Below are 21,414 nucleotides of genomic sequence, written 5' to 3'. Positions count from 1 at the left end.
GGACGATCGTGACCGCAGCGGCCACCCCGGCATCCTCGCCCGCGACCACGGGCGAGCGACCCGGCGTACGCATGGCGCGGTCCCGCCGCAACGCCGAGCTGTCGCTGCTCCTGCTGGCGATGGCGCTGGTCGCCGCGTACGGCGCGATGGTCGAGGCGAACGTGCTCGACACGGTCACGCCAGGCTTCTGGGTGCCGGCCGCCACGCTCACCGCGGTGTTCCTCGGCATGCATCTGGTGATCCGGTTCCTGGCGCCCTTCGCCGATCCGGCGCTGCTACCGGCGGTGGCCCTGCTCAACGGGTTGGGAGTCGGCTTCCTCCGCCGGCTCGACCTGGCCAATGCGGCCCCTGAGGAACGAGCCGACCTGGCCATCTTCGCCGGCATCGGCGGGCGGCAGCTCGCCTGGACGCTGATCTCGGTGATGCTCGCCGCCGGGCTGCTGGCGTTGATGCGCGACCACCGGTCGATCTCCCGGTACGCGTACACCCTGGGTCTGGCGGGCATCGTGCTGGTCATGCTGCCGGCGGTGCTGCCGGCCAGCATCTCCGAGATCAACGGTGCGAAGCTCTGGGTACGCATCGGCAGTTTCTCGATCCAGCCCGGCGAGTTCGCCAAGCTGGCCCTGCTGGTCTTCTTCGCCTACTACCTGGTGCGCAAGCGCGAGGTGCTGTCGCTGGCGAGTCACCGGTTTCTCGGCATCGACTTCCCGCGGGGGCGCGACCTCGGCCCGGTGCTCGTCGTCTGGGTGATCAGCCTGCTGGTCCTCGTCTTCGAGAAGGACCTGGGCACCTCGCTGCTCTACTTCGGCATGTTCGTGGCCACTGTCTACATCGCCACCGAGCGGGTCAGCTGGTTGCTCATCGGCCTGGTCCTCTTCTTCGGCGGCGCCTACCTCGCGTACGTGCTCGGCGAGGCGGTGGGTGGTCCGTTCGCGAACTTCTACCTGCGGGCACAGATCTGGCTCGACCCCTTCGCCCAGCCGTACGACGACGGCTACCAGCTGGTGCAGGGGCTGCTAGCGCTCGGCTCCGGCGGGTTGTTCGGCGCCGGTCCGGGCGGCGGTCAGCCGCTGCTACTACCGGAGGTACGCAACGACTTCATCTTCGCCGGCATCGGTGAGGAGATCGGTCTCTTCGGCCTCTCCGCGCTACTGGTGATCTACCTGCTCATCGTCGAGCGCGGTCTGCGGGCAGCCCTGGCGGTCCGGGACTCGTTCGGCAAGCTGCTCGCCGGTGGCCTGGCCTTCACCCTCGCGCTCCAGGTCTTCGTGATCGTCGGCGGGATCAGCAAGCTCATCCCGCTGACCGGTCAGACCACGCCGTTCCTCTCCGCCGGTGGCTCCTCGCTGATGGCGAACTGGCTGCTCATCGCGGTGCTGCTGCGCGTCTCCGACGCCGGCCGCCGGCCGGTCGACGGTGCCGGTGGCAAGGTGACCCGTCCCTCCGGCCCGCCCGAGCAGCTGCACGGTGCCCCCACGGAGGTGATCAAGCCGTGAACGCACCCCTGCGTCGGGTCGGCGTCGTCGTCATCGTCCTGTTCGGCCTGCTCTTCGCCAACCTGAACTGGATCCAGGCGTACAAGGCCGACGAGTACCGCACCAGCGACTACAACGGTCGGGTCCAGGTCGCCAAGTACGACCGGAAGCGGGGCAACATCGAGGCCGGCGGCACCGCCCTGGCGGTCAGCAAGGAGACCGACGGCGAGCTGAAGTACCTGCGCACCTACCCGGGCGGGGAAAAGTACGCCCACGTGCTGGGGTACGAGCCGGTCAACGGCTCCGCGACCGGTCTGGAACGCGCCGAGAACGACTTCCTCGCCGGCACCAGCGACCAGCTCATCGTCAACCGGCTGCGGGACATGGTGACCGGTGACACCACCGCCGGCGGCAACGTGCTGCTGACCCTGTCGAAGCGGGCCCAGGACACCGCGTACGACGAGCTGCGGGGCAACAACGTCGGCGCAAACAAGGGCGCGGCGATCGCCATCGACCCGGCCACCGGGGCGGTGCAGGCGCTGGTCTCCATCCCCAGCTTCGATCCGAACCCGCTGGCCAGCCACGACACCGACGACGCGACGGCCGCGTACAACCGGCTCGAACAGGAGGCGGGACGCCCGCTGCGGAACCGGGCGATCGGCGAGGTGCTGCCGCCGGGCTCCACCTTCAAGATCGTGGTCGCCGCGGCCGCGCTGGAGAACGGGATCACCAAGGAGACAAACATCCCGGCCGGGTCGAGCTACACCCCGCCCACCTCCAGCGAGCCGATCGGCAACGCCGCGCCGTCGATCTGCCCCGAGTCGCAGGTGACCCTGATGAGCGCGGTCACCGAATCCTGCAACACCGGGTTCGCCAAGCTCGGCGGCCAGCTCGGTCCCGACGTGCTCAAGGAGAAGGCCCGGCAGTTCGGCTTCGAGCAGGAGGACCTGACCGTCGGCCGGCTCGGCGAGGGCGGCCTGAGCGTGGCGGCCAGCCGGACGGGCAGCATGGAGAACCCGGACGGTAGTCCCGACCCGGCGGCGCTGGCGCAGTCCTCCATCGGGCAGCGTGACGTGCGGATGACCCCGTTGCAGGGCGCCATGATCGCCGCAGCGGTGGCCAACGGCGGCAGCCAGATGCGGCCGTACCTGGTGCGTCAGCTGCTGGCACCGGACCGCACCACCGTCTACGACACCGCCAACCCGCGCGAGCTGCGCCGGCCGGTGAGTGGTCAGGTCGCCGCCGACCTGCGAGACATGATGGTCAGCGTGGTGGAGAACGGCACCGGCCGGAACTCCCGGATCAACGGCTACACCGTCGGCGGCAAGACCGGCACCGCACAGTCCGCGCCGGACCGCCCCGACCACGGTTGGTTCATCGGCTTCGTCCTCGACTCCGAGGGCAAGCCGATCTCCGCCGTCTGCGTCGTCCTGGAGGAGGCCGGCAGCGGCGGCAGCGCCGAGGCCGCCCGGATCGCCGGTCAGATCATGCGGGCCGTGATCGCCGAACCCGGGGGGCGCTGACATGCTCAGTCCCGGGGTGCAGCTCGGTAACCGCTACCGCCTCGACGAGCGGATCGCCAGCGGCGGCATGGGTGACGTCTGGCGCGGCACCGACCAGGTGCTCGGTCGTACGGTGGCGGTCAAGAGTCTGCTTCCGGCGTTGCTGGACGAGCCCGGGTTCGCCGAGCGGTTCCGCGGCGAGGCCCGCACCATGGCCACGATCAACCACCCGGGCGTGGTCGACGTCTACGACTTCGGCAACGACCAGCACATCGCCTTCCTGGTGATGGAGTACGTGGAGGGTGACCCCCTCTCGGCCACGCTGAGCCGGGTCGGCCGGCTCACCCCGGCGCGGACCATGGCGCTCGTCGCCCAGGCGGCGGACGCGCTGCACGCCGCGCACGTGAAGGGCATCGTGCACCGGGACGTGAAGCCCGGCAACCTGCTGGTCCGCCCCAACGGCACGCTGGTGCTGACCGACTTCGGCATCGCCCGGTCGGACCTGGTCGGGCAGCTCACCGCGGCCGGTTCGGTGCTCGGCACCGCCTCGTACATCTCGCCGGAGCAGGCCACCGGCCAGGTCGCCACCCCCGCCTCCGACGTCTACGCGCTCGGCGTGGTCGCCTACCAGTGCCTCGCCGGTCGGCGGCCGTTCGAGGGTGACAACCCCCTCGACATCGCCATGCGGCACGTCCGGGAGACGCCCCGACCGCTGCCCTCCGACATCCCGCCCCACGTCCGCGCGCTTGTGGAGCGGGCGTTGGCGAAGGACCCGAAGGAGCGTTGGCCGAGCGCCGCCGCGCTGGCCGGTGCGGCCCGGCAGTTGAAGACCGCGCTGTCCCGGCAGGCCCGAGCCGGAGGGCAGGCCGCACCGATCTCCGCCGCGCCGGCCTCGCCGGCGCCGGGCCGGGCGCAGGTTCCGCAGCCACCGCGTCCGGTCGCCGCCCCGCACTCCCCGGCCCCGGCGCACCCGCCGGCCGTCGGGCACCGGCCGCCGCCGGCTCATCCGCAGGCCCGTCCGCCGGTGGCCCCACACCGTCCCACTGCGGTGGCGCCGGCCGCTGCCGGCTATCCGCGTGGCGCGGCCACGGTCCCACCCGGGTACGCTCCGCAGCCGGGGCCGTCACGCCCGGTGCCCCGACGGTCACGATCCGGCATGGTCTTCCTGGCCATCATGTTGGGCGCACTGGTCCTCATCTGCTCCGGCGTGATTTCCTACCAACTGCGGAACAACCTCGGCGCGGGCACGCCGGGTGGGGCTTCCGTGCCAACGGTGACGTCCGACGCGCTGCGGCCTGACGGGCGAGACGATCTGGTCGATACGGCGTACCGTCGACTGGATCAGCCCCGGATGGGCGGCGACGTGACGACGACGAGCGAAGGACGACAGACGCGATGACAGCGCAGGCCCGCCTGCTCGGTGGCAGGTACCAGGTCGGCGAGCTGCTCGGGTACGGCGGCATGGCCGAGGTGCATCGCGGTCGTGACCTGCGGCTCGGCCGGGACGTCGCGATCAAGATGCTCCGCGCCGACCTGGCCCGCGACGCCACCTTCCAGATGCGTTTCCGGCGGGAGGCGCAGAACGCCGCCTCGCTCAACCACCCGGCCATCGTCGCCGTCTACGACACCGGCGAGGAGCAGGCGCCGACCGGCGAGACGCTGCCGTTCATCGTGATGGAGTTCGTCAACGGGCGCACGCTGAAGGAGGTGCTCGGCGCCGAGGGCCGGTTGCAGCCCCGGCGGGCGCTGGAGATCTCCGCCGACATCTGCGCCGCGCTGGACTTCAGCCACCGGCACGGCATCATCCACCGCGACATCAAGCCGGGCAACGTGATGCTCACCCAGACCGGCCAGGTCAAGGTGATGGACTTCGGCATCGCGCGGGCGTTGGCCAGCGGCGCCACCACGATGACGCAGACCAGCGCGGTCATCGGCACCGCGCAGTACCTCTCCCCGGAGCAGGCGCGCGGCGAGGCGGTCGACGCCCGTTCCGACGTGTACGCCGCCGGCTGCGTGCTTTTCGAGCTGCTCTGCGGTCATCCGCCGTTCGTCGGGGACAGCCCGGTAAGCGTCGCCTACCAGCACGTACGGGAGACTCCGCCCACCCCGAGCGATCTCAACCCGGACGTCAACCCGGCGGTCGACGCGATCGTGCTCAAGGCACTGTCGAAGAACCCGTTGAACCGCTATCAGAGCGCCGGGGAGATGCGGGCGGACCTGCTCCGCGCGGCAGCCGGCCGACCGGTGCTGGCGACTCCGGTGATGCGCGAGGACGAGACCGTGGCGATGGCCGCGGCCGGCCACCCCGGCTACCCGACGGGGGGCGCGACGCAGACCCGGCAGATTCCCGCCCGGGTGGGTGATCCGCGCCAGCGCAAGGCGTCGTCCTGGCTGATCGCCACGTTCGCCGCGCTCGGCGTGCTCGCGGTGATCGCCCTGGTCGCCGCGCTGCTGCTGAACCAGCGTGACGAGCCGCAGGACGTCGCGGTGCCGACGGTCACCGGGTTGACCCAGGCCGAAGCGTTCGCCCAGATCGAGCGGGACGGCTTCGTGCCGGCGCGCGGCGAGCCGGAGTTCACCTCGGACTGCAAGGAGGGGACGGTCACCAACCAGTCCCCACCCCCCGGCGAGCGGGCGGAACCGAACAGCACGGTGACCGTACGCATCTGCGGCGGCAAGCCCGAGGTGGAAATCCCGCCCGGCCTCGTCGGCAGCACCGAGGAAGCCGCCAGGACGCAGCTCGAGAACCTCAATCTTGATGTCAAGGTCGAGCAGGCAAACAACTCGGCCACCGAAGGCCAGGTGTTGAAGGTCGACCCGCCCTCGGGCGAGAAGGTCGCGGAGGGCACCGAGGTCATCCTCACCGTGTCGAAGGGCAACGTGGCGACGGTGCCGTCGGTGGTCGGCCTGTCCCAGGCGGAGGCGGAGCGGACCCTGGAACGCGCTGGCTTCGACGTCGACGTCGACCTTGGCCCGGAGCGCCCTGCGGATGAGGCCGGGCGGGTGGTCGACCAGAGCCCGAACGCCAACGCCGAGCGTACCAAGGGCAGCACGGTGAAGATCATTGTGTCGGTGCCGGAGCCGGAGGAGGACCCGGACCCGCCGACCCAGACCCCGCCAACCACCGGCGCTCCCACCACGCCCCCGCCGGACGATGACGACGAGGGTGGCGGCGGCGGGCTCCTGCCCACCTTCAGCCCGTTCCGCCTGTCCGAAGAGTGACGGGGTAGAGCCTCGGGACGCGGCTCCATCCGAATATTTAAGTATCTTGACGGATGCTCCCTGTCGTGATGATATTGGCCCGTCACAAATCGTGGCGACCGCATCACAGCACGGGGGTTCCATTCATGCGTAAACCTGTCCGCGCATCCCTACTGCTCGCCGCCCTGATCCCGCTCCTCTTTGTCGCACCTGGGCAGTCATTGGCGGCTGGGCCGTCGGACGCGGCGGCCTCTCCTGTCGTCGCGCCAGCCGAACCCGCCAAGCCGACCCGGGAGGAAGCCATCGCCAAGGAGCGGGACGGCCGGGCGGAGGTCAGCCTGCCCAGCCGCACCGTCCGGCACGCCGACGGAAGCGTCGAGACCATCGCGGACCCGGCCGCCGTCCGGGCGCTCCGCTCCACGCTCGCCGTCGGCGACGCCTGCGGCTCGGCCTGCGACGGCAAGGATCCCGCGTCGTTCCTGGCACCGATGCCGGGAGGCCCGTCAAACTACGCCTACTGCAGCACCGACGCCGTCACCATCTACAGCAAGTACAACGGTTACGACTCGCGAGTCGAGCTGCGATACAGCCCGACCTGCCGAACGGCGTGGAGCCGCGGCTGCTGCTACACCTCAATCGCTGGCTTCGGGTACTACGCCAACGGGAATCTCCGCCTCTCGGTCTACAACTACGACGGCCGGTTCAACGGCACCAACGTCTGGACCGCCATGCTCGACGACGCGGGCTACACCTACAAGGCCTGCTATGACACGCAGATCGGTGGCCCGTCGATCTGGTCCTGCACGAGTCGTTACTAGTGCGGTGTCCAGGAACGTTGGCGGCCCGGTGAACGTTGCTGGCCACCGCACTAGGCCCACGGCACCAGCAGCCAGGCGACTTGCCGGTCACATCCGGGACCGCCGCGATCCCCGCGGCGGTCCCGGATGTCGTCGCCCGGATGGGAAGGTGGTCGACCTGACCCTCAGGTGGTGGCGAAGGCGGCCCGGCGGCGGGCGTCGACCTCGGCGGCCAGTTCCGGGGCGCGCTCCAGGGCGTCAGGGTGGCCGCAGGCGGCGAGCCAGTTGGCCAGCATCAGGTGACCGCCCTCGGTGAGCACCGACTCGGGGTGGAACTGGACGCCCTCGATCGACAGGGTGCGGTGCCGCATCGCCATCACGATCCCGGAGGCCGTCCAGCCGGTCACCTCCAGCTCCGCTGGCAGGGTCTCCCGCAGCACGGCGAGGGAGTGGTAACGGGTCGCCGTGAAGGGGTCGGGCAGACCGGCGAGGACACCGGTGTCGTCGTGCCGGACCTCCGAGGTCTTGCCGTGCAGCAGCTCCGGGGCGCGGGCGACAGTCGCGCCGAACGCCTCGCCGATGGCCTGATGACCCAGGCACACTCCGAAGATCGGCAGCTTGCCGGCGTACTCCCGGATCACGTCGAGGCAGATGCCGGCCCGGTCGGGCGTACCTGGACCCGGGGAGAGCAGGACGCCGGCCGCGCCGACCCGGCCGACCTCGGCCACCTCGATCTCGTCGTTACGTCGTACCTCGCACTCCACACCGAGCTGGCCGAGGTACTGCACGAGGTTGAAGACGAACGAGTCGTAATTGTCGATCACCAGGACGCGCATCGGGCTCACTCGTCCTCGTCCGGCGGTGGGCTGTTGTTCCGGTCGGTGTCGTACGGCAGATCGTGCTCGTCGCCCGGTGGCGCGTCGTCGACCGCGCCGTCGTCCCCGGGCCCGACGTCGCCCTCCGGCGCACTCGGTACGCCGGAGTCGTCCTGGGTGACCTGCACGTCGTCGAAGGGCAGCAGCGGCTCCGCCCAGGGAAACACCACGTACCACAGTAACGCCACCATCGTGGTGGCGAGCAGCAGGCTGCCGACGAGCTTGCCGGGCAGCCCGAAGGGTAGTTTGCGCCAGATCCAGGCGTACATGGTCAGGTCCCCAGCTCCGCCGGGCGTCCCTCGGCCTTGGGCTGGGTACGCGTCAACTCGGCGTGAATGATCAGCCGCTGGTAGTTGTCGAACTTCGGGTTGCAGGTGGTCAGGGTCAGCATCCGCTTGGTCGGCTTCTCACCCGGCCGACCCGGCACCGGCGCCACCACCTCGACCTGCGTCGGTTTGACGATCAGGCTCTCGGTCACCTGGTACACATACCACTCGTTCCGGCCTTCGACCAGGATCGGGTCGCCCTCGCGCAGCTCGTCAAGCCGCCAGAAGGTGGCCCGGTTCCGGTGCCCGGCCACCGAGAAGTTGCCCACCTGGCCCGGCATGGCGCTGTCCGGGTAGTGGCCCGGGGCGTACCGGATGTCCTGCTGGCCGACGCCCTCGACCACGATCCATTCCTTGTCGAACTTCGGAATGTAGAGGCCGGCGATCGGCGTGCCCTGCACCGCCGGCTTCGGCTTGGCGGACGGGCTGGCCGACGCCGACACCGTCGGGTCCGTCACCGGTTCGGGTGCCCACGCCTGGGCCAGTTGCTCGCTCAGTTCGCCCTGGTGGGCGTCGACGATCGCCGACTTGCCCCAGATCTCGTAGCCGGCGAAGAGCAGCACCACCAGGCCGAAGGTGATCAGCAACTCGCCGCTGAACCGCAGACCGGTACGCACCCTCGACCACAGCGACGGGCGGGTCAGCTCCGAGTAGACGCTCTTGTAGCCCTCGCCCGTCTGGTGGGCGCGAAGCTGCACCACCCGGTCGCCGCGCCGCGGCTTCGGTGCCTCGACGGGCTGGTCGGCACCGTCGGACGGTTCCTCGCTCTTGGGCGGCCGGGGTACGGCACCCATCAGGGCGGTCGAGTCCAGTGCGGGCACGGCGTTCGGCCGCGCCCCGGTGACCGCCGGGATGAGGGCGGTCGCCGCCGGGTCGGCCGATCGGCTCGGCGCGGACGGTTGGCCGGGTGCGGAAGCTTGCCCCGGTGCGGTCGGCTGGCCGGGTGCCGCCGGGCGGGCCTGCTGACCCGAGGTGGCGTTGACCGGACGGTCCGTGGCCGCCGGGCTGCCCGGGACGGCCGCGGCGGCGGGATGGCCGTTCGTCGCCCGGGTCGGCTCCGTCGCCCGGCCGCCATCAGCCGAGCCGGCACGGTCGCCGACCTTCGGCATCAACGCGGTCGGCCCCTCACCGGACCAGTCACCCTGGCCGGGTGCGTGGTCCGTCGACTGCCGTGGCGGCTCCACACCGGGCGAGCGTCGCCCCTCGGTCGACCGGGACGGTGTGGCCGGTGGCTGACCAGGCACCGGGTACGGCGGACCGCTGCCAGCGGGCCGGTCCTGGCCGGCCGGCGCGGGGCGTGACACATGCGGTGCCGAGCTGTCCTGGCCAGCCTTCGCCGGCTGCGTCGCCGGGCCGTACGGAACCGGCCGCCCGGGATCAGACGACCGCTCCGGGCCGCTGTTGCTTGCCGGTCCGACGTACGGCGGGTGCGGTGTCGGCGCTGCGCCGGCAGGCTGCCCGGCACCGGGACGCGGCGGGTGCGCGCCGTAGGGTGCCCCGAACTGCGGGGCGGGCACCGGTTGCGACGGCTGTGGTGACGAATCGGACGGTGGTGTGGCCGGCCGTACAGCGGCAGGTGGCGTGGTCCCGGCGGGCTGTCTCGGCTGCTCGCCGCTGGGCCAGGTCCGGCCGCCGCTGGGCTGCGCCGTTCCGGTGCCGGACCGGTTCGGACCGGGCGTCTGGGGTTGGGCACCGGGCCAGGGCGGCGGGGTGCCGACGGCTTGGCCGACGCCCGGTCGGGCCGCGGTGTCGGCCGGGTCCGTCCAGCCCGGCCGGCCGGCGGTGCCGGTGATACTCGGGTGACCGGCGTGGCCGGCGTCCGTGTCGGCCGGGCGGGTGCCGCTCGGCTGCTCCCGATCGCCCGCGCTCCGGGACGGCTGGAAGGCTCCGCGCCACGGCGTGGGCCCCACCGGAATGTCCGGCTGACCCGACGGCAGGGGTACGCCCTGCCACTGGTCGTTGGTTGTCGCGTCCGGCTGCCGGCCGGCGGCCTCAGGAGCCGGACCCGGCGCTGCGTCCCACTGGTTCGCCGTACGGTCGGGATCCACCGCACGCTGCCCGCTCGGTGCCGGGTCCCACTGGTTGGCGCTACGCCCGGTGGCCGCCGCAGCGTCCCACTGGTTCGCCCGGCGGTCGGTGGCCGGGGCGGTGTCCCAACGTCCGGGTGCGGTCGGCTGCTCCTGGCGGGGGCCGGCACCCCGACGGTCGGCCGTCGGCGCGGTGGTCCGCTCCGGCCCCGCAGGTGTGCTCCAGCCGGTCGGAACGCCGGGCGTGGTAGCGGTCCGGGCAGGTGGGTCCGTCGGCGCTGGTGCGTCCCACCGGCCGCCGACGGGCGAGGTGGTCTCGGCGGCGCCGTCGAAGCGGCCGGAGTTGGTCGGCCGCTGGCCGTCCGGCGGTCGACCCTCGGCCGAAGCCTGATCGGTCGGACGCGGAGCTGCGGTCGGCCGCGGATCGTGCGGTGCCTGGGACGGCCCGGACCGGGTGGGTAGCACCGGGTCGGGCCAGGACCCCGTCGTGCGGGCGTCGGTGGACCCACCCCGCTCGACCTTGGGGATGAAGGCGGTGGGCTCGTCGGTCTGGTCGCGGTGCCGACCGTCGGACTGCGGGCTCACCGCGCGCTCACTGCGGCACCGCCGGCACCGTCGCCGATCGCAGGGTGGTGGAGTCCTCGAAGGCGGGCACCGTGACGGTGCCTGGGGTCTCTGAGTAACCGAGTTGGTAGTTGTCGACCGCGTCCCTGAACCACCGGACTCCCTCGGAAGCGGCGAGGGCCTGCCGGAGTGCGGCGGGGTCGCCAATTGCTACGATCTTGAAAGGTGGGGAGTACACCCGGCCGTGCAACAGCAGGGTGTTACCCACGCAGCGTACCGCGCTGGTCGCCAGCACGCGCACGTTCATGATTGACATCGCCTCGGCACCGCCGGCCCAGAGCGCGTTGACCACCGCCTGCACATCGCCCTGATGGACGACCAGGTCGTCGTTGGAGGCCCCTTCGGGCAGGTTGCTGAGCTGCGGTGCGTCATTGAGCTCGACGGTCAGGCCGGTACCGGTGAGGGCGGTGAAGCCGGCGGCGGCCCGACTGGCGTTGGCCCGCTGCTGCTGTTCCCTGATCGGGCCGTCGGAGTTGGCCAGGACGGCCGTCCGGTTCTCCAACTCCCCGCGCAGCGTGGCGGCCCGCTCCTCGTTCGCCGCCACCTGTGCCCGGCGGTCCTCGATCAGCTCGGTCAGTTGGGGTCGGCGGTCCTCGCGCAGAGCGGTGCCGCCCGCCGTCGTGGCCGTCGTGGTGAAGAGCAGGCCGGCCGCCAGGGCGATCAGCGGTACGCCTACCGACCAGAACGGCCGGCGTTGACGTGGCCGTCGAGGCAGCAACCCGGCGACGAGTCGTCGCAGCGCCTTCTGCCACGACGCTGCGCCGGATGTGTACTCCACGGGTCAGTCTCCCTCGTCATCGCGCTCCGACGCCACCCGGTGTGGGCGGGGCGCCGGCCGTGCTGCCCGGTTTTCCGGTGCTGCCCGGTACCGGTCTCACCTCATTCGTGGATCGGACGGGTCTTCCGGACTACGCTAGCTGTCGAACATTATTGGCCATGGACCGTCGCCCTCGCGCCCGGTTGTCAGGCCGGACGAGGTCGTAACCCCTCTGGAGAGCGCCGTGCCCAAGTCTCAGGTCCGCAAGAAGAAGGTGTACACCCCGCCTACGGACGTCCGCCCGACGGCGACGACCGCGGCCACCAACAAGCCCAGCCCGGTGTGGCTGCCGGTCCTGGCGGTGTCGCTGATCGTCTTCGGCATCGGCTGGCTGGTGGTCTACTACCTCTCCGAGCAGGAGTACCCGGTCATGGAGCTGGGGTACTGGAACCTGGCGGTCGGGTTCGGCGCGATGGTCGCCTCCCTGATCGTGCTTTCCCGCTGGCGCTGAACCGCAGCTCAACGCCCTGACTGTCCGGCGCCACCGGCGGCCCGCCCGAGCGGCGGTGCCGTCGGCCTCCTAAGGTGTGCGCAGGGCAGCGTGGCCCCCGGTGCGAGATGACTCACGTTACTGCTGGGTAACCTTGCGCGTAGGCTGCACTGCATGACCGAGCGGAGCGAGGTCATCGACCGATCAGGTTGAGGTGCGGCGGCGTGGGTCGACGATCGCACCGACGCCCCGGTCGCCGAGCCGCTCGACAGGCAGCAGACCGGGAGGCCAACTCGAATGGGCAGCGTCCAGATCGTCACCACGATCCTCGCGGCCGCCATCACCGCTGTCGCGGTGTGGCTTGCGGTACGCGCGGTCTCGAAGATGGTGGCCGTCATCCGGCTGGGTCAGCCCGATCCGACCCGCTCCGGCGACAAGGTCAGCCGCACCAGGACCATGCTGGCGGAGACCGCCGGGCACACCCGGATGCTCCGCTGGGGCGTGGTGGGCGCGGCGCACTGGTTCGTGATGGTCGGCTTCATCGTGCTGTCGCTGCTGGTGCTCGAGGCGTACTTCGAGGTGGTCTCGCCGACCGGTGGGCTGCCGCTGATCGGTGGCTGGACCCTCTACGGGCTGGTCACCGAGTGGATCGGAATTCTGGGCGTTGTCGGCATCGGCGTCCTTATCGGGATCCGGCTGGCGAACCGGCCGAATCGGGCGGGACGTCGGTCGCGGTTCACCGGCTCCACCATGTGGCAGGGCTACTTCGTCGAGGCGGTCGTCCTCGCCGTACTGGTCATGGGCTTTCTGATCCGCGGCTTCAAGGTGGCCACCGACCACTTCGAGTACCCCACCTGGGCCACCCCGCTCAGTCACGCGGTCGGTGCCCTGCTGCCAGCCTGGGACTCCGGCGTCAGCGTCGCCGCGCTCGTCAAGATCTCGATCTCGATGGCCTGGGTCATCGTGATCTCGTTGAACGTCACCATGGGTGTGGCCTGGCACCGCTTCCTGGCCTTCCCCAACATCTTCTTCAAGCGCAAGCCGGGTTCGGCCGGCTCCGGCCTCGGCGCGCTGCGGCCGATGATGAGCGACGGCAAGCCGCTCGACTTCGAGGAGGCCGACCCGGAGTCCGACCAGTTCGGCGTCGCCCAGGTCGAGCAGTTCACCTGGAAGGGTCTGCTGGACTTCAGCACCTGCACCGAGTGTGGCCGCTGCCAGTCGCAGTGCCCGGCGTGGAACACCGGCAAGCCGCTGTCGCCGAAGCTGCTCGTGCTCAGCCTGCGGGATCATGCGTACGCCAAGGCGCCCTACCTGCTGGCCGGCGGTGGCAAGGACCTCACCGGTGAGGAGAAGGCCACCGCCGCGCAGCTCGCCCACGTCGACGTGCTGGCCCTCGCCGAGGCGGAGAAGCCGCTGATCGGCGATGCCGAGGCCGGCGGCGTGATCGACCCCGACGTGCTCTGGTCCTGCACCACCTGCGGCGCCTGCGTCGAGCAGTGCCCGGTGGACATCGAGCATGTCGACCACATCGTCGACATGCGTCGCTACCAGGTCCTCATCGAGTCCAGCTTCCCCTCCGAGGCGGGCGTGATGCTGCGCAACCTGGAGAACAAGGGCAACCCGTGGGGTGCGCCGCAGAACACCCGTGAGGACTGGACCAAGGGGCTCGACTTCGAGGTGCCCCGGGTCGGCGAGGTCGAGGACTTCGAGTACCTCTTCTGGGTGGGCTGCGCCGGCGCGTTCGAGGACCGGGCGAAGAAGACCACCCGGGCCGTCGCGACCCTGCTGAACGAGGCGGGGGTCTCCTTCGCCATCCTCGGCGAGGGGGAGACCTGCACCGGCGACCCGGCCCGACGGATCGGCAACGAGTTCGTCTTCCAGATGCTCGCGCAACAGAATGTCGAGACGCTGAACGAAGCGTTCGAGGGTCGGGAGAAGACCAAGCGCAAGATCGTCGCAACCTGCCCGCACTGTTTCAACACGCTGGGCAATGAGTACGGCCAACTGGGCGGTGAGTTCGAGGTGGTGCACCACACCCAGTTGCTGGCCCACCTGGTCGCCACCGGCAGGCTCACCCCGGTGCAGCCGGTCGACGGCGGTGTGACCTACCACGACCCGTGTTACCTGGGGCGGCACAACCGGGTCTTCACCCCGCCGCGCGAGGTGCTCGGCAGCGCCATCGAGGGTGAGCTGACCGAAATGCCGCGTAACAGCGAGCGCTCCTTCTGCTGTGGTGCTGGTGGCGCCCGCATGTGGATGGAGGAGCGCATCGGCAAGCGGATCAACGTGGACCGGGTCGAGGAGGCCATGTCCACCGGAGCGAGGACGGTCGCCGTCGGCTGTCCGTTCTGCTCGACAATGCTCAGCGACGGGGTCAACGGCAAGGGTGCCGGCGAGCAGGTCGAGGTGATCGACGTGGCCAGCGTCCTGCTCCGGTCGGTCAAGCCCGAGCGGGTCGGCGGCACCGGGGACAGCACGCCGGTGGCCGGCTGACCGCCTTCAACGCACCGGGCGGGCGGCACCTCAACCAGTGCCACCCGCCCGGTTTTTAATTGACGTACGTAACTGTAACGAATTGGTCGACACCCTTTGTATGCGTACCGTCGCGCAAAGGTGAATGAGCCGTTGGTCGCCTTGATTCCCCACCTACCGTTCCCTAATGTTGGGCACCGACCGCCATGGGTCGTCTGTCCCCGCCCCTTACCGCTCGCGGGACGCCCGGTGGTCGGCTGCAAAGGAGACGCTGCCGGTGGCAACCATGCCCCTCCATCGTCGTGCGCCAGGGCGATCTCGTCCGGGTGGCCTGCGTAGGGCCGCCCGTGGGCTGGTCGTCCTCGTCGCCGCCGCCGCGGTCGGTGCCGGCCTGCTCGCCGCCCCCGCGTACGCCGAACCCTCGGTCGACGAGATCGAGGCCCAGATCGACAAGCAGTGGGAGAAGCTGGAACCCACAATCGAGCAGTACAACAAGGTGCGCTCCCAGCTGCGGGTCAACAAGCAGAAGTCGAAGAGCCTGGAGAAGAAGATCCAGCCGCTGGCTCTGGAGACCGAGCTGGCGATGAACCGGGTCGCCGATCTCGCCTCCCGGTACTACATCACCGGCCCGTCCAAAGAGATCGGTGTTGTGCTGCTCAACTCCAAGCCGAACGAGCTCGGCGAGCAGATGGCCTTCCTTGACCGACTCGCGTCGCAGGAGCGCCGCGAGCTCGAAGGCGTCATGAAGATCCGCAAGAAGTACGACGACCAGAAGGCCAAGCTCGACGCCCTGATCGCCGACCAGGAGACGAAGGCGAAGCAGCTGGCGGCGAAGAAGAAGCAGATCGACGCCGAGATCAAGCGGCTCGAACGGTCGCTGCCGGTGACCACGGTGAAGACCACCAACTGCCCGACCATCAACGGTGTGGTCAGCGATGCCGCTCGCACCGCCATCCGTACGGCATGCGCCCAGGTCGGCAAGCCGTACGTGTGGGGCGCCACCGGCCCGAACTCGTTCGACTGCTCGGGTCTGACCCAGTACGCCTACCGGGCTGCCGGCATCTCGCTCACCCACTTCACCGGCGCACAGTGGAACGAGGGCAAGGCAATCTCGCGGTCCGACGCCCGTCCGGGTGACCTGGTCTTCTTCTTCAGCGACCTGCACCACGTGGGGCTCTACCTGGGCAACAACCAGATGGTGCATGCGGCCCGAGCCGGTAAGCCGGTAAACGTCTCGCCGATCACGACCATGCCGCTCGCCGGTTTCCGCCGACCCGGCTGAGCCGCCACCAGCGCCCGCTGAGCGGTCGCACAGGATCTCCCGAGGGGTCCCCGGTCAAGTCGACGGGGGCCCTCGCCATTGTCGGATGTCAGCACCCACAGTGACGGTGTGGTTGTGTTGCGTATCGACGCTGATCGTCCCTACGCTGGGCAATCGTCGACCGCTGGCAGGTCCGTCCATCCGGGGCGGTAACGGTCCGACACCGCCGAATCGCTCGTGAGCGAGCCGGGAACCAGGTACCCGGGGTGAATCCGTGCGGGTCACGGTAGGGCGCCCCTTCCCGCCCGAACCCGTCAGCTAACCCGGTAGGCGGTATGGGAAGAAGGAGTGCTGAGCCCGGTGGCAGACCATGCCCCGCGGCCGCCGTCACCGCGTCCGGAATTGCCCGGCCGGCCGACGGCAGCGCCGCGTTTCCGCTGGTACCGCTGCATCCCCGCCGCCCTGGCCGCGACCGCCGTGATGTTGACCGGCGGTGCGGCGGCGGCCTGGGCCGACCCCACGGTCGCCGACATCGAGCGCCGGATCGACGAGGACTGGAACCGGCTCGAACCCGTCATCGAACAGCACAACGCCACCCGGCAGGACCTGGCCGGCAAGCGGCGGGAGGCGGACGCGCTGGCCGCTCGGATCGCGCCGCTGCAACGCCAGGTGGACCAGGCGATGGACCGGGTCGGCAAGCTCGCTGCCGGCGCGTACAAGGGCGAGCAGGTGCGGGCCGTCAACGCGCTGCTCGGCAGCCGGTCGCCGGGCGAGGTGGTCGAGCAGCTCGGCCTGCTCGACCGGTATGCGCGCGTGCAGCAGCAGGACGTCCGGCACGCGAGTGAACTGCGCGACGAACTCGCCGCGGCCAAGGCCGGGCTGGACCACACCATCGATCAGCTCGCCCGCACCGAGGCCGATCTCGCAGACAAGCGGCGACGGATCGACGCCGAAATCGACCGGTTGCAGCGGCTCCGGCTACGGGCGTACGGCAAGGGTGGCGGTGGCCCGCTGCGGCCGGCGCCCTGTCCGGCCAGCTACCCCGGCGGACCGGCCGGTGAGGCGGTCACCTTCGCCTGCGCCCAGATCGGCAAGCCGTACTCCTGGGGCGCCGAAGGCCCGAACGCGTACGACTGCTCCGGGCTGACGCTGGCCGCATGGTCGCGGGCCGGTGTCGCACTGCCGCACAACGCGGCCAGGCAGCGCCGGGTCACCGCGTCGGTCAGTCGCGGCGCACTGCGCCCCGGCGACCTCGTCTTCTACTACCGGGACCTGCACCACGTCGGCATGTACGTCGGTGGTGGCTGGGTGGTGCACGCCTCCCGGGCGGGTCAGCCGGTCAAGATGAAGCGACTGGACAGCGGCCCGGTGCACAGCTTCGGCCGGCCGGGCTGAGGCTTCGGAGCGTACGACGTCGGGCCCTTACGGTTGCGGCGGTCGCGGCACGGGCAGTGAATCATCGCCCGCAGCGACCCTGCGGTGTCAGCGGGTGGGCCAGGTGCGCCAGCTCTGCCAGGCGCGACTCGGCGTCGGGCCGCGCTGGCCCTGGTAACGGGAACCGTAGACGGCCGAGCCGTACGGGTGCTCGGCCGGCGAGGAGAGCCGGAAGATACAGAGCTGCCCGATCTTCATGCCCGGCCAGAGGGTGATCGGCAGGTTGGCCACGTTGGACAGCTCCAGGGTGACGTGACCGGAGAAGCCGGGATCGATGAAGCCGGCGGTCGAGTGAGTGAGCAGGCCGAGTCTTCCCAGGCTGGACTTGCCCTCGAGGCGGCCGGCGAGCTGGTCGCCCAGCGAGATGACCTCAAGCGTCGAGGCGAGCACGAACTCGCCCGGGTGCAGCACGAACGCTTGGCCGTCGGGCACCTCGACGGCGGAGGTGAGGTCGTCCTGTCGGGTCGCCGGGTCGATGTGGGTGTAGAGGTGGTTGTTGAAGACCCGGAACAGTTTGTCCAGTCGTACGTCGATGCTGGAGGGCTGCACCAGCGTGGGCTCGAACGGTTCGAGCGCCAGGGTGCCCGCCTTGATCTCGGACACCAGGTCACGGTCGGAGAGCAGCATCGCCACACCATAGCTGCCGGTATGTGACACGCGTGTCGGACTACCCGCTTCGAACGTGTGTTCGATAGGATGTCGGCATGGCTTCCTGGACCGAATTCGCCGCTGACGAGCCTCGACTCGCCGACGGGATCCGCCTTCTCATGCAGCAGTACGGCCCCGGCTTCGGCTACCTGGCCACGGTTCGTGCCGACGGCGGGCCCCGGGTGCACCCGGTTTCTCCGGTGATCACCGACGACGGTCTCTACTGCTTCGTGATCGACTCACCGAAGCGGCGCGACCTGGAACGCGACGGTCGTTACGCGCTGCACTCGTTTCCGCCGGAGGAGAGCGACGACGAGGCGTACGTCGCCGGACGCGCCCGGCCAGTCACCGACGACGCCACGGTCGCCCGGTTGGCGCTCGCCGCGCGGGCCGCCCCGCACGCCGACTGGCGCCTCTTCGAGTTCACGGTCGACGTGGCAATGCTGGCCCGGCGCGAGCAGTCGGTGGGCGGGCCGAGCGAGTTGGCGTCCAGTCCGGCGGTCCAGGTCTGGCTGGACCCGGCCGGTGTCGCGCCTCAGGCCGTACGCCCGGTGCCGGCCCACTCCGGGAGGCATCACCGCCGCGCCGCCTGACCCACATGCGCAGGTGCCGGCCCCGTCCGACGGAGCCGGCACCTGTGGTACGCGGTGCTGCGCTGGTGCTATGCCGCGCGGTAGGAGTTCCAGGCGTTGATCATGCGGGTGGCCTGGCCGGGGGTGAACTGGTACATACAGCCGTCGTACGAGTAGTCCATGAAGTTGGTGATCGGGTCGAGGCCCTGGCTGGAGCAGGTGTCCCGGCCGGTCGGGCAGCCGCTTGCCGGCGAGGCTTCGGCCGGGGTGTCCCCGACCTGGTCACCGCTGCCCGAGCAGCCACCCTGGAACGTGTGGTAGAGGTTCAGCCAGTGGCCGACCTCGTGGGTGCCGGTGTCACCCTGGTTGTAGTTGGTGGCGGTGCCACCGGGCAGGGATTCGCTGAGCACGACCACGCCGTCCATGACGTTCAGGTTGCGCTGCGGGAAGGTCGCCCAGCCGAGCAGGTTGTTGCTGAGCGCGCCAAGGTAGATGTTGAGCGTCGACTTGCTGCCCTGACGCAGTTGGGTCTTCATCTGCCGCTCGGCCGACGAGCCCTGCCGGATCGGGTACCACGACGAGTTGGTCACCCGGTTGATGCTCTGCAACTGAAACGCGAAGGCGGTCGCGGCACCACCGGTCGCGCCGCTGAACGACTGGTTGAGCACGTTGATCTGGGACTGGATCATCGAGTCGGGGATGTTCCCGCCGGCCCGGGTCGTGTCCCGGCGGATCACGTGCACCACCACCGGGATGGTTACCGAGGCCGCAGCGGCCTGGGCGTTCAGCGTACGTTGGCCGACTCGCTTGGCTCGCTCCTGCAGGATGTCGGCGAACTCGGCCTCGCGCTGATGCACCTGGGCGAGGGTCAGCTGGTTCGGATCGTGCCCGGCGGCACCGCCAGCCTTGGCCCGGGCCAGGGTGCCCGTCGGATCCTCACACACCTCGTCGGCGGTGACGGCGGCCGCAGCCGGGCTCGCGGTCGTGGTCGCGGCCGGCAGTAGGCCGACCGTGGCCACGCCGAGCGCCAGCGCGAGTGACGTCGATGCGATGCCGGCCATGCGCCGGTTCAGCAGGACGGGACGCAGTCCCATATGCCCACCTCTTTCTGGCGACGCGACCGGGGGTTGTGTCGCGTCGTGTGGAAAACGTGGGGCAGACGTTACAACCGATAGACAGATTTGAACATGGCCATATGTTGCGATGGTGAAACTTCTTCCCCACCCCACCCCCGGGCCTACCCGCCCGCCCCGCGCCGGCCCCGCCCCGCCCCGGGCGTGCACGTCGAAGGTCGCCAAGATCCGTGCACTTTCGGGGATATCGCTCTCTCCGAACCGCCCTCATGCAGCAGGTTCGGTGAAGTTGCGAGGACGAGACGTTCTGCGGGTGACTCGTAGACGGGGTGGAGCCCTGGGTGCGACGGCCTGGGTGACTCGGGTAGAGTGATGCCGCTTGCGGGTGTAGTTCAATGGCAGAACATCAGCTTCCCAAGCTGACAGTGCGGGTTCGATTCCCGTCACCCGCTCCACGAGCAAAGCCCAGGTCAGGACACGTTCCCGACCTGGGCTTCACTTATGGGGATCACTTCTTGGGCTTGCCGTGCCCGCTGCGTGCCCGATCTCGCCCCTTCTTGATCTGCTCGCTGAGCCCGTCGGCGATGCGCTGGTCACGCTCCTGAGCGGTGTGCTGGTAGATCAGCGCTGCCCGGGTGGAGGCGTGGCCCATCCGGGCCATCAGGTCGGCGAGGCTCGCCCCGGTCCGTGACGCGAGGGTGTTCCCGGTGTGCCGTAGGTCGTGGAAGTGGAAGCCGGGCAGCCCGACCGCCGCCACGGACACCCGCCAGTTGCAGGTGCGCTGGAAGTTGGAGCGGCGCAGCACCGCGCCGGCCGCGCCGGTGAAGACGAGCGCGTCCTGGTCGTCGTCGACGAACTCGGCCAGGTGTGCGCGCACGTCACGGCGGATCGCCGTTGGGATGGTGATGGTCCGCAGGCCGGCATCGGTCTTGGGCGGGCCGAAAGTCAGTGTGCCGTTCTGGCGCTCGACCAGAGTCGCGCGGACCGTCAAGGTCCGACAGCGCGGGTCGAAGTCGCGGCGGCGCAGGGCCGCCAGCTCTCCGTAGCGGAGGCTGGCGAAGGCGGCCAGCAGGATGAGAACGCGGAGGCGTCCGGGAACGATGTCGGCGAGCTGGAAGACCTGGGCGACGGTGGCAGTCGGGCGCTCGGTCGGCCGTTCGATGCCGGCACCCTGGATGCGGCAGGGGTTGCGCCGGATCAGTTCGTCGTCAACGGCGGTGTTCAGCACGGCGCGAAGAAGACGGTACGCCTTGGCCGTCATGGTGGCACTCACCCCATCAGCGAGGAGATCAGCGCGCCAGGCCCGGATAGCACCGGGCGTCAGGTCAGCGAGGAAGTAGTCGCCGAGGCGAGGCGCGAGGTACTTCCGGTGCAGCCAGCGGTACAGATCGAGAGTCCGGGGACGCAGACCCGGACGGTGGTCGATCCACTCGGTGAGGTAGTCGCCCAGGGCGACACGGCCGAGGTCCGGGTTGCGCCAGGTACCCCGGATCATGTCGGCTTCGGTGGCGGTGAGCCAGCGGTCAGCGTCGGTCTTGCTGGCGAAGGTGTGTGGTGCGGGTCGGTCGATGCCGTCTGGGCCGAGGTAGCGAGCCTGGTACCGACCGGACGGCAGCTTGCGGATACGGCCGAAGCGGCGCTTGCTAGCCATAGACGTGCTCTCCCTTCCGGTAGCGCAGGACGGGCCGGATGGCGTCAATGCGGCCTTGACGGATGTAGTCGGCGATGTCGTCGGGGTGGAACCGGACGTACTTGCCGACTTTGTAGAAGCGGATACGGCGCTCAGCGACGATGCGGCGAACGAAGCGAACTCCGGTGCCGAGACGCTGTGCGGCTTGCTCGACGGTGAGCATGTCGACGTCGCGGGGTTCGTTCAGCGC

General features: G+C 70.2%; 18 protein-coding genes, 1 tRNA gene and 1 riboswitch. Of the genes, 11 read left to right on the top strand and 8 right to left on the bottom strand.

The features are described 5' to 3' along the window. Nucleotides 1–8 precede the first annotated feature (8 nt). From O7624_RS15375 to O7624_RS15355, 5 genes are all read left to right on the top strand, one after another. Nucleotides 9–1,496, top strand: a complete 1,488-nt coding sequence (locus tag O7624_RS15375; protein WP_093409185.1) for an FtsW/RodA/SpoVE family cell cycle protein — start codon at nt 9–11, stop codon at nt 1,494–1,496. Further along, nucleotides 1,493–2,998 (top strand): penicillin-binding protein 2, encoded by a 1,506-nt coding sequence (locus O7624_RS15370; RefSeq protein WP_282240498.1) that lies wholly within the window; start codon nt 1,493–1,495, stop codon nt 2,996–2,998. The genes O7624_RS15375 and O7624_RS15370 overlap by 4 nt, the downstream gene beginning before the upstream one ends. Nucleotide 2,999: 1 nt before the next feature. Then, nucleotides 3,000–4,376, top strand: coding sequence for a serine/threonine-protein kinase (locus O7624_RS15365; RefSeq protein WP_282240497.1), 1,377 nt, complete (start codon nt 3,000–3,002; stop codon nt 4,374–4,376). Continuing rightward, on the top strand, nt 4,373–6,199 hold the full coding sequence (gene pknB / locus O7624_RS15360; RefSeq protein ID WP_282240496.1) for a Stk1 family PASTA domain-containing Ser/Thr kinase: 1,827 nt from the start codon (nt 4,373–4,375) through the stop codon (nt 6,197–6,199). Before O7624_RS15365 ends, pknB begins: the two co-directional genes overlap by 4 nt. A 125-nt stretch (nt 6,200–6,324) precedes the next feature. Beyond that, entirely contained in the window at nt 6,325–6,996 is a 672-nt protein-coding gene (locus tag O7624_RS15355; RefSeq protein WP_282240495.1) for a DUF2690 domain-containing protein, read from the top strand. A gap of 164 nt (nt 6,997–7,160) precedes the next feature. On the opposite strand, the gene O7624_RS15350 is transcribed toward O7624_RS15355, so the two are convergent. From O7624_RS15350 to O7624_RS15335, 4 genes are read right to left on the bottom strand one after another with little or no spacing between them, the layout of a single operon-like run. Further along, on the bottom strand, nt 7,161–7,811 hold the full coding sequence (locus tag O7624_RS15350; protein ID WP_282240494.1) for an aminodeoxychorismate/anthranilate synthase component II: 651 nt from the start codon (nt 7,809–7,811) through the stop codon (nt 7,161–7,163). 5 nt (nt 7,812–7,816) lie between these two features. After that, entirely contained in the window at nt 7,817–8,119 is a 303-nt protein-coding gene (locus tag O7624_RS15345) for a hypothetical protein (RefSeq protein ID WP_282240493.1), read from the bottom strand. Nucleotides 8,120–8,121: 2 nt separating this feature from the next. Further along, a complete protein-coding gene (locus tag O7624_RS15340; RefSeq protein WP_282240492.1) occupies nt 8,122–10,788 on the bottom strand; it encodes a class E sortase in 2,667 nt (888 codons plus the stop codon). 7 nt (nt 10,789–10,795) lie between these two features. Continuing rightward, a complete protein-coding gene (locus O7624_RS15335) occupies nt 10,796–11,605 on the bottom strand; it encodes a DUF881 domain-containing protein (protein WP_282240491.1) in 810 nt (269 codons plus the stop codon). Nucleotides 11,606–11,828: 223 nt separating this feature from the next. On the opposite strand from O7624_RS15335, the gene O7624_RS15330 reads away from it, so the two are divergent. The 4 genes from O7624_RS15330 (at nt 11,829) to O7624_RS15315 (ending at nt 17,202) form a co-directional block, all read left to right on the top strand. Further along, the gene (locus tag O7624_RS15330) at nt 11,829–12,095 is read left to right on the top strand and encodes a cell division protein CrgA (RefSeq protein ID WP_093409169.1); all 267 of its coding nucleotides are present in this window, start codon (nt 11,829–11,831) and stop codon (nt 12,093–12,095) included. A gap of 276 nt (nt 12,096–12,371) precedes the next feature. After that, nucleotides 12,372–14,567: a (Fe-S)-binding protein gene (locus O7624_RS15325; protein WP_282240490.1), complete on the top strand. Its 2,196-nt coding sequence runs from the start codon at nt 12,372–12,374 to the stop codon at nt 14,565–14,567. A 250-nt stretch (nt 14,568–14,817) separates the two neighbouring features. Continuing rightward, nucleotides 14,818–15,828: a C40 family peptidase gene (locus O7624_RS15320; RefSeq protein WP_170863586.1), complete on the top strand. Its 1,011-nt coding sequence runs from the start codon at nt 14,818–14,820 to the stop codon at nt 15,826–15,828. A 193-nt stretch (nt 15,829–16,021) separates the two neighbouring features. Further along, nucleotides 16,022–16,155, top strand: a riboswitch (cyclic di-AMP (ydaO/yuaA leader). Nucleotides 16,156–16,167: 12 nt separating this feature from the next. Continuing rightward, a complete protein-coding gene (locus O7624_RS15315) occupies nt 16,168–17,202 on the top strand; it encodes an NlpC/P60 family protein (protein ID WP_282240489.1) in 1,035 nt (344 codons plus the stop codon). Between the two features lie 87 nt (nt 17,203–17,289). Here O7624_RS15315 and dcd read toward each other — a convergent pair whose 3' ends face one another. Beyond that, nucleotides 17,290–17,868 (bottom strand): dCTP deaminase, encoded by a 579-nt coding sequence (dcd, locus tag O7624_RS15310; protein WP_093409429.1) that lies wholly within the window; start codon nt 17,866–17,868, stop codon nt 17,290–17,292. A gap of 77 nt (nt 17,869–17,945) precedes the next feature. On the opposite strand from dcd, the gene O7624_RS15305 reads away from it, so the two are divergent. Then, the gene (locus O7624_RS15305) at nt 17,946–18,482 is read left to right on the top strand and encodes a pyridoxamine 5'-phosphate oxidase family protein (protein ID WP_093409162.1); all 537 of its coding nucleotides are present in this window, start codon (nt 17,946–17,948) and stop codon (nt 18,480–18,482) included. A gap of 68 nt (nt 18,483–18,550) precedes the next feature. On the opposite strand, the gene O7624_RS15300 is transcribed toward O7624_RS15305, so the two are convergent. Further along, on the bottom strand, nt 18,551–19,555 hold the full coding sequence (locus tag O7624_RS15300) for a zinc metalloprotease (RefSeq protein WP_170863580.1): 1,005 nt from the start codon (nt 19,553–19,555) through the stop codon (nt 18,551–18,553). Nucleotides 19,556–19,915: 360 nt separating this feature from the next. Here O7624_RS15300 and O7624_RS15295 point away from each other — a divergent pair. Then, nucleotides 19,916–19,989 (top strand) — tRNA-Gly (locus tag O7624_RS15295). A 53-nt stretch (nt 19,990–20,042) separates the two neighbouring features. On the opposite strand, the gene O7624_RS15290 is transcribed toward O7624_RS15295, so the two are convergent. Continuing rightward, nucleotides 20,043–21,185 carry a site-specific integrase gene (locus O7624_RS15290; RefSeq protein WP_282240488.1) on the bottom strand — a complete coding sequence of 381 codons (1,143 nt, stop codon included), beginning with the start codon at nt 21,183–21,185 and terminating at the stop codon, nt 20,043–20,045. Beyond that, nucleotides 21,178–21,387, bottom strand: coding sequence for a helix-turn-helix domain-containing protein (locus O7624_RS15285; RefSeq protein WP_282240487.1), 210 nt, complete (start codon nt 21,385–21,387; stop codon nt 21,178–21,180). Before O7624_RS15285 ends, O7624_RS15290 begins: the two co-directional genes overlap by 8 nt. Nucleotides 21,388–21,414 lie beyond the last annotated feature (27 nt).

This window comes from Verrucosispora sp. WMMD1129 (assembly GCF_029581255.1).
GTDB classification, from domain to species: domain Bacteria; phylum Actinomycetota; class Actinomycetes; order Mycobacteriales; family Micromonosporaceae; genus Micromonospora; species Micromonospora sediminimaris.
This window is presented reverse-complemented; position numbering and strand designations above follow the sequence as displayed.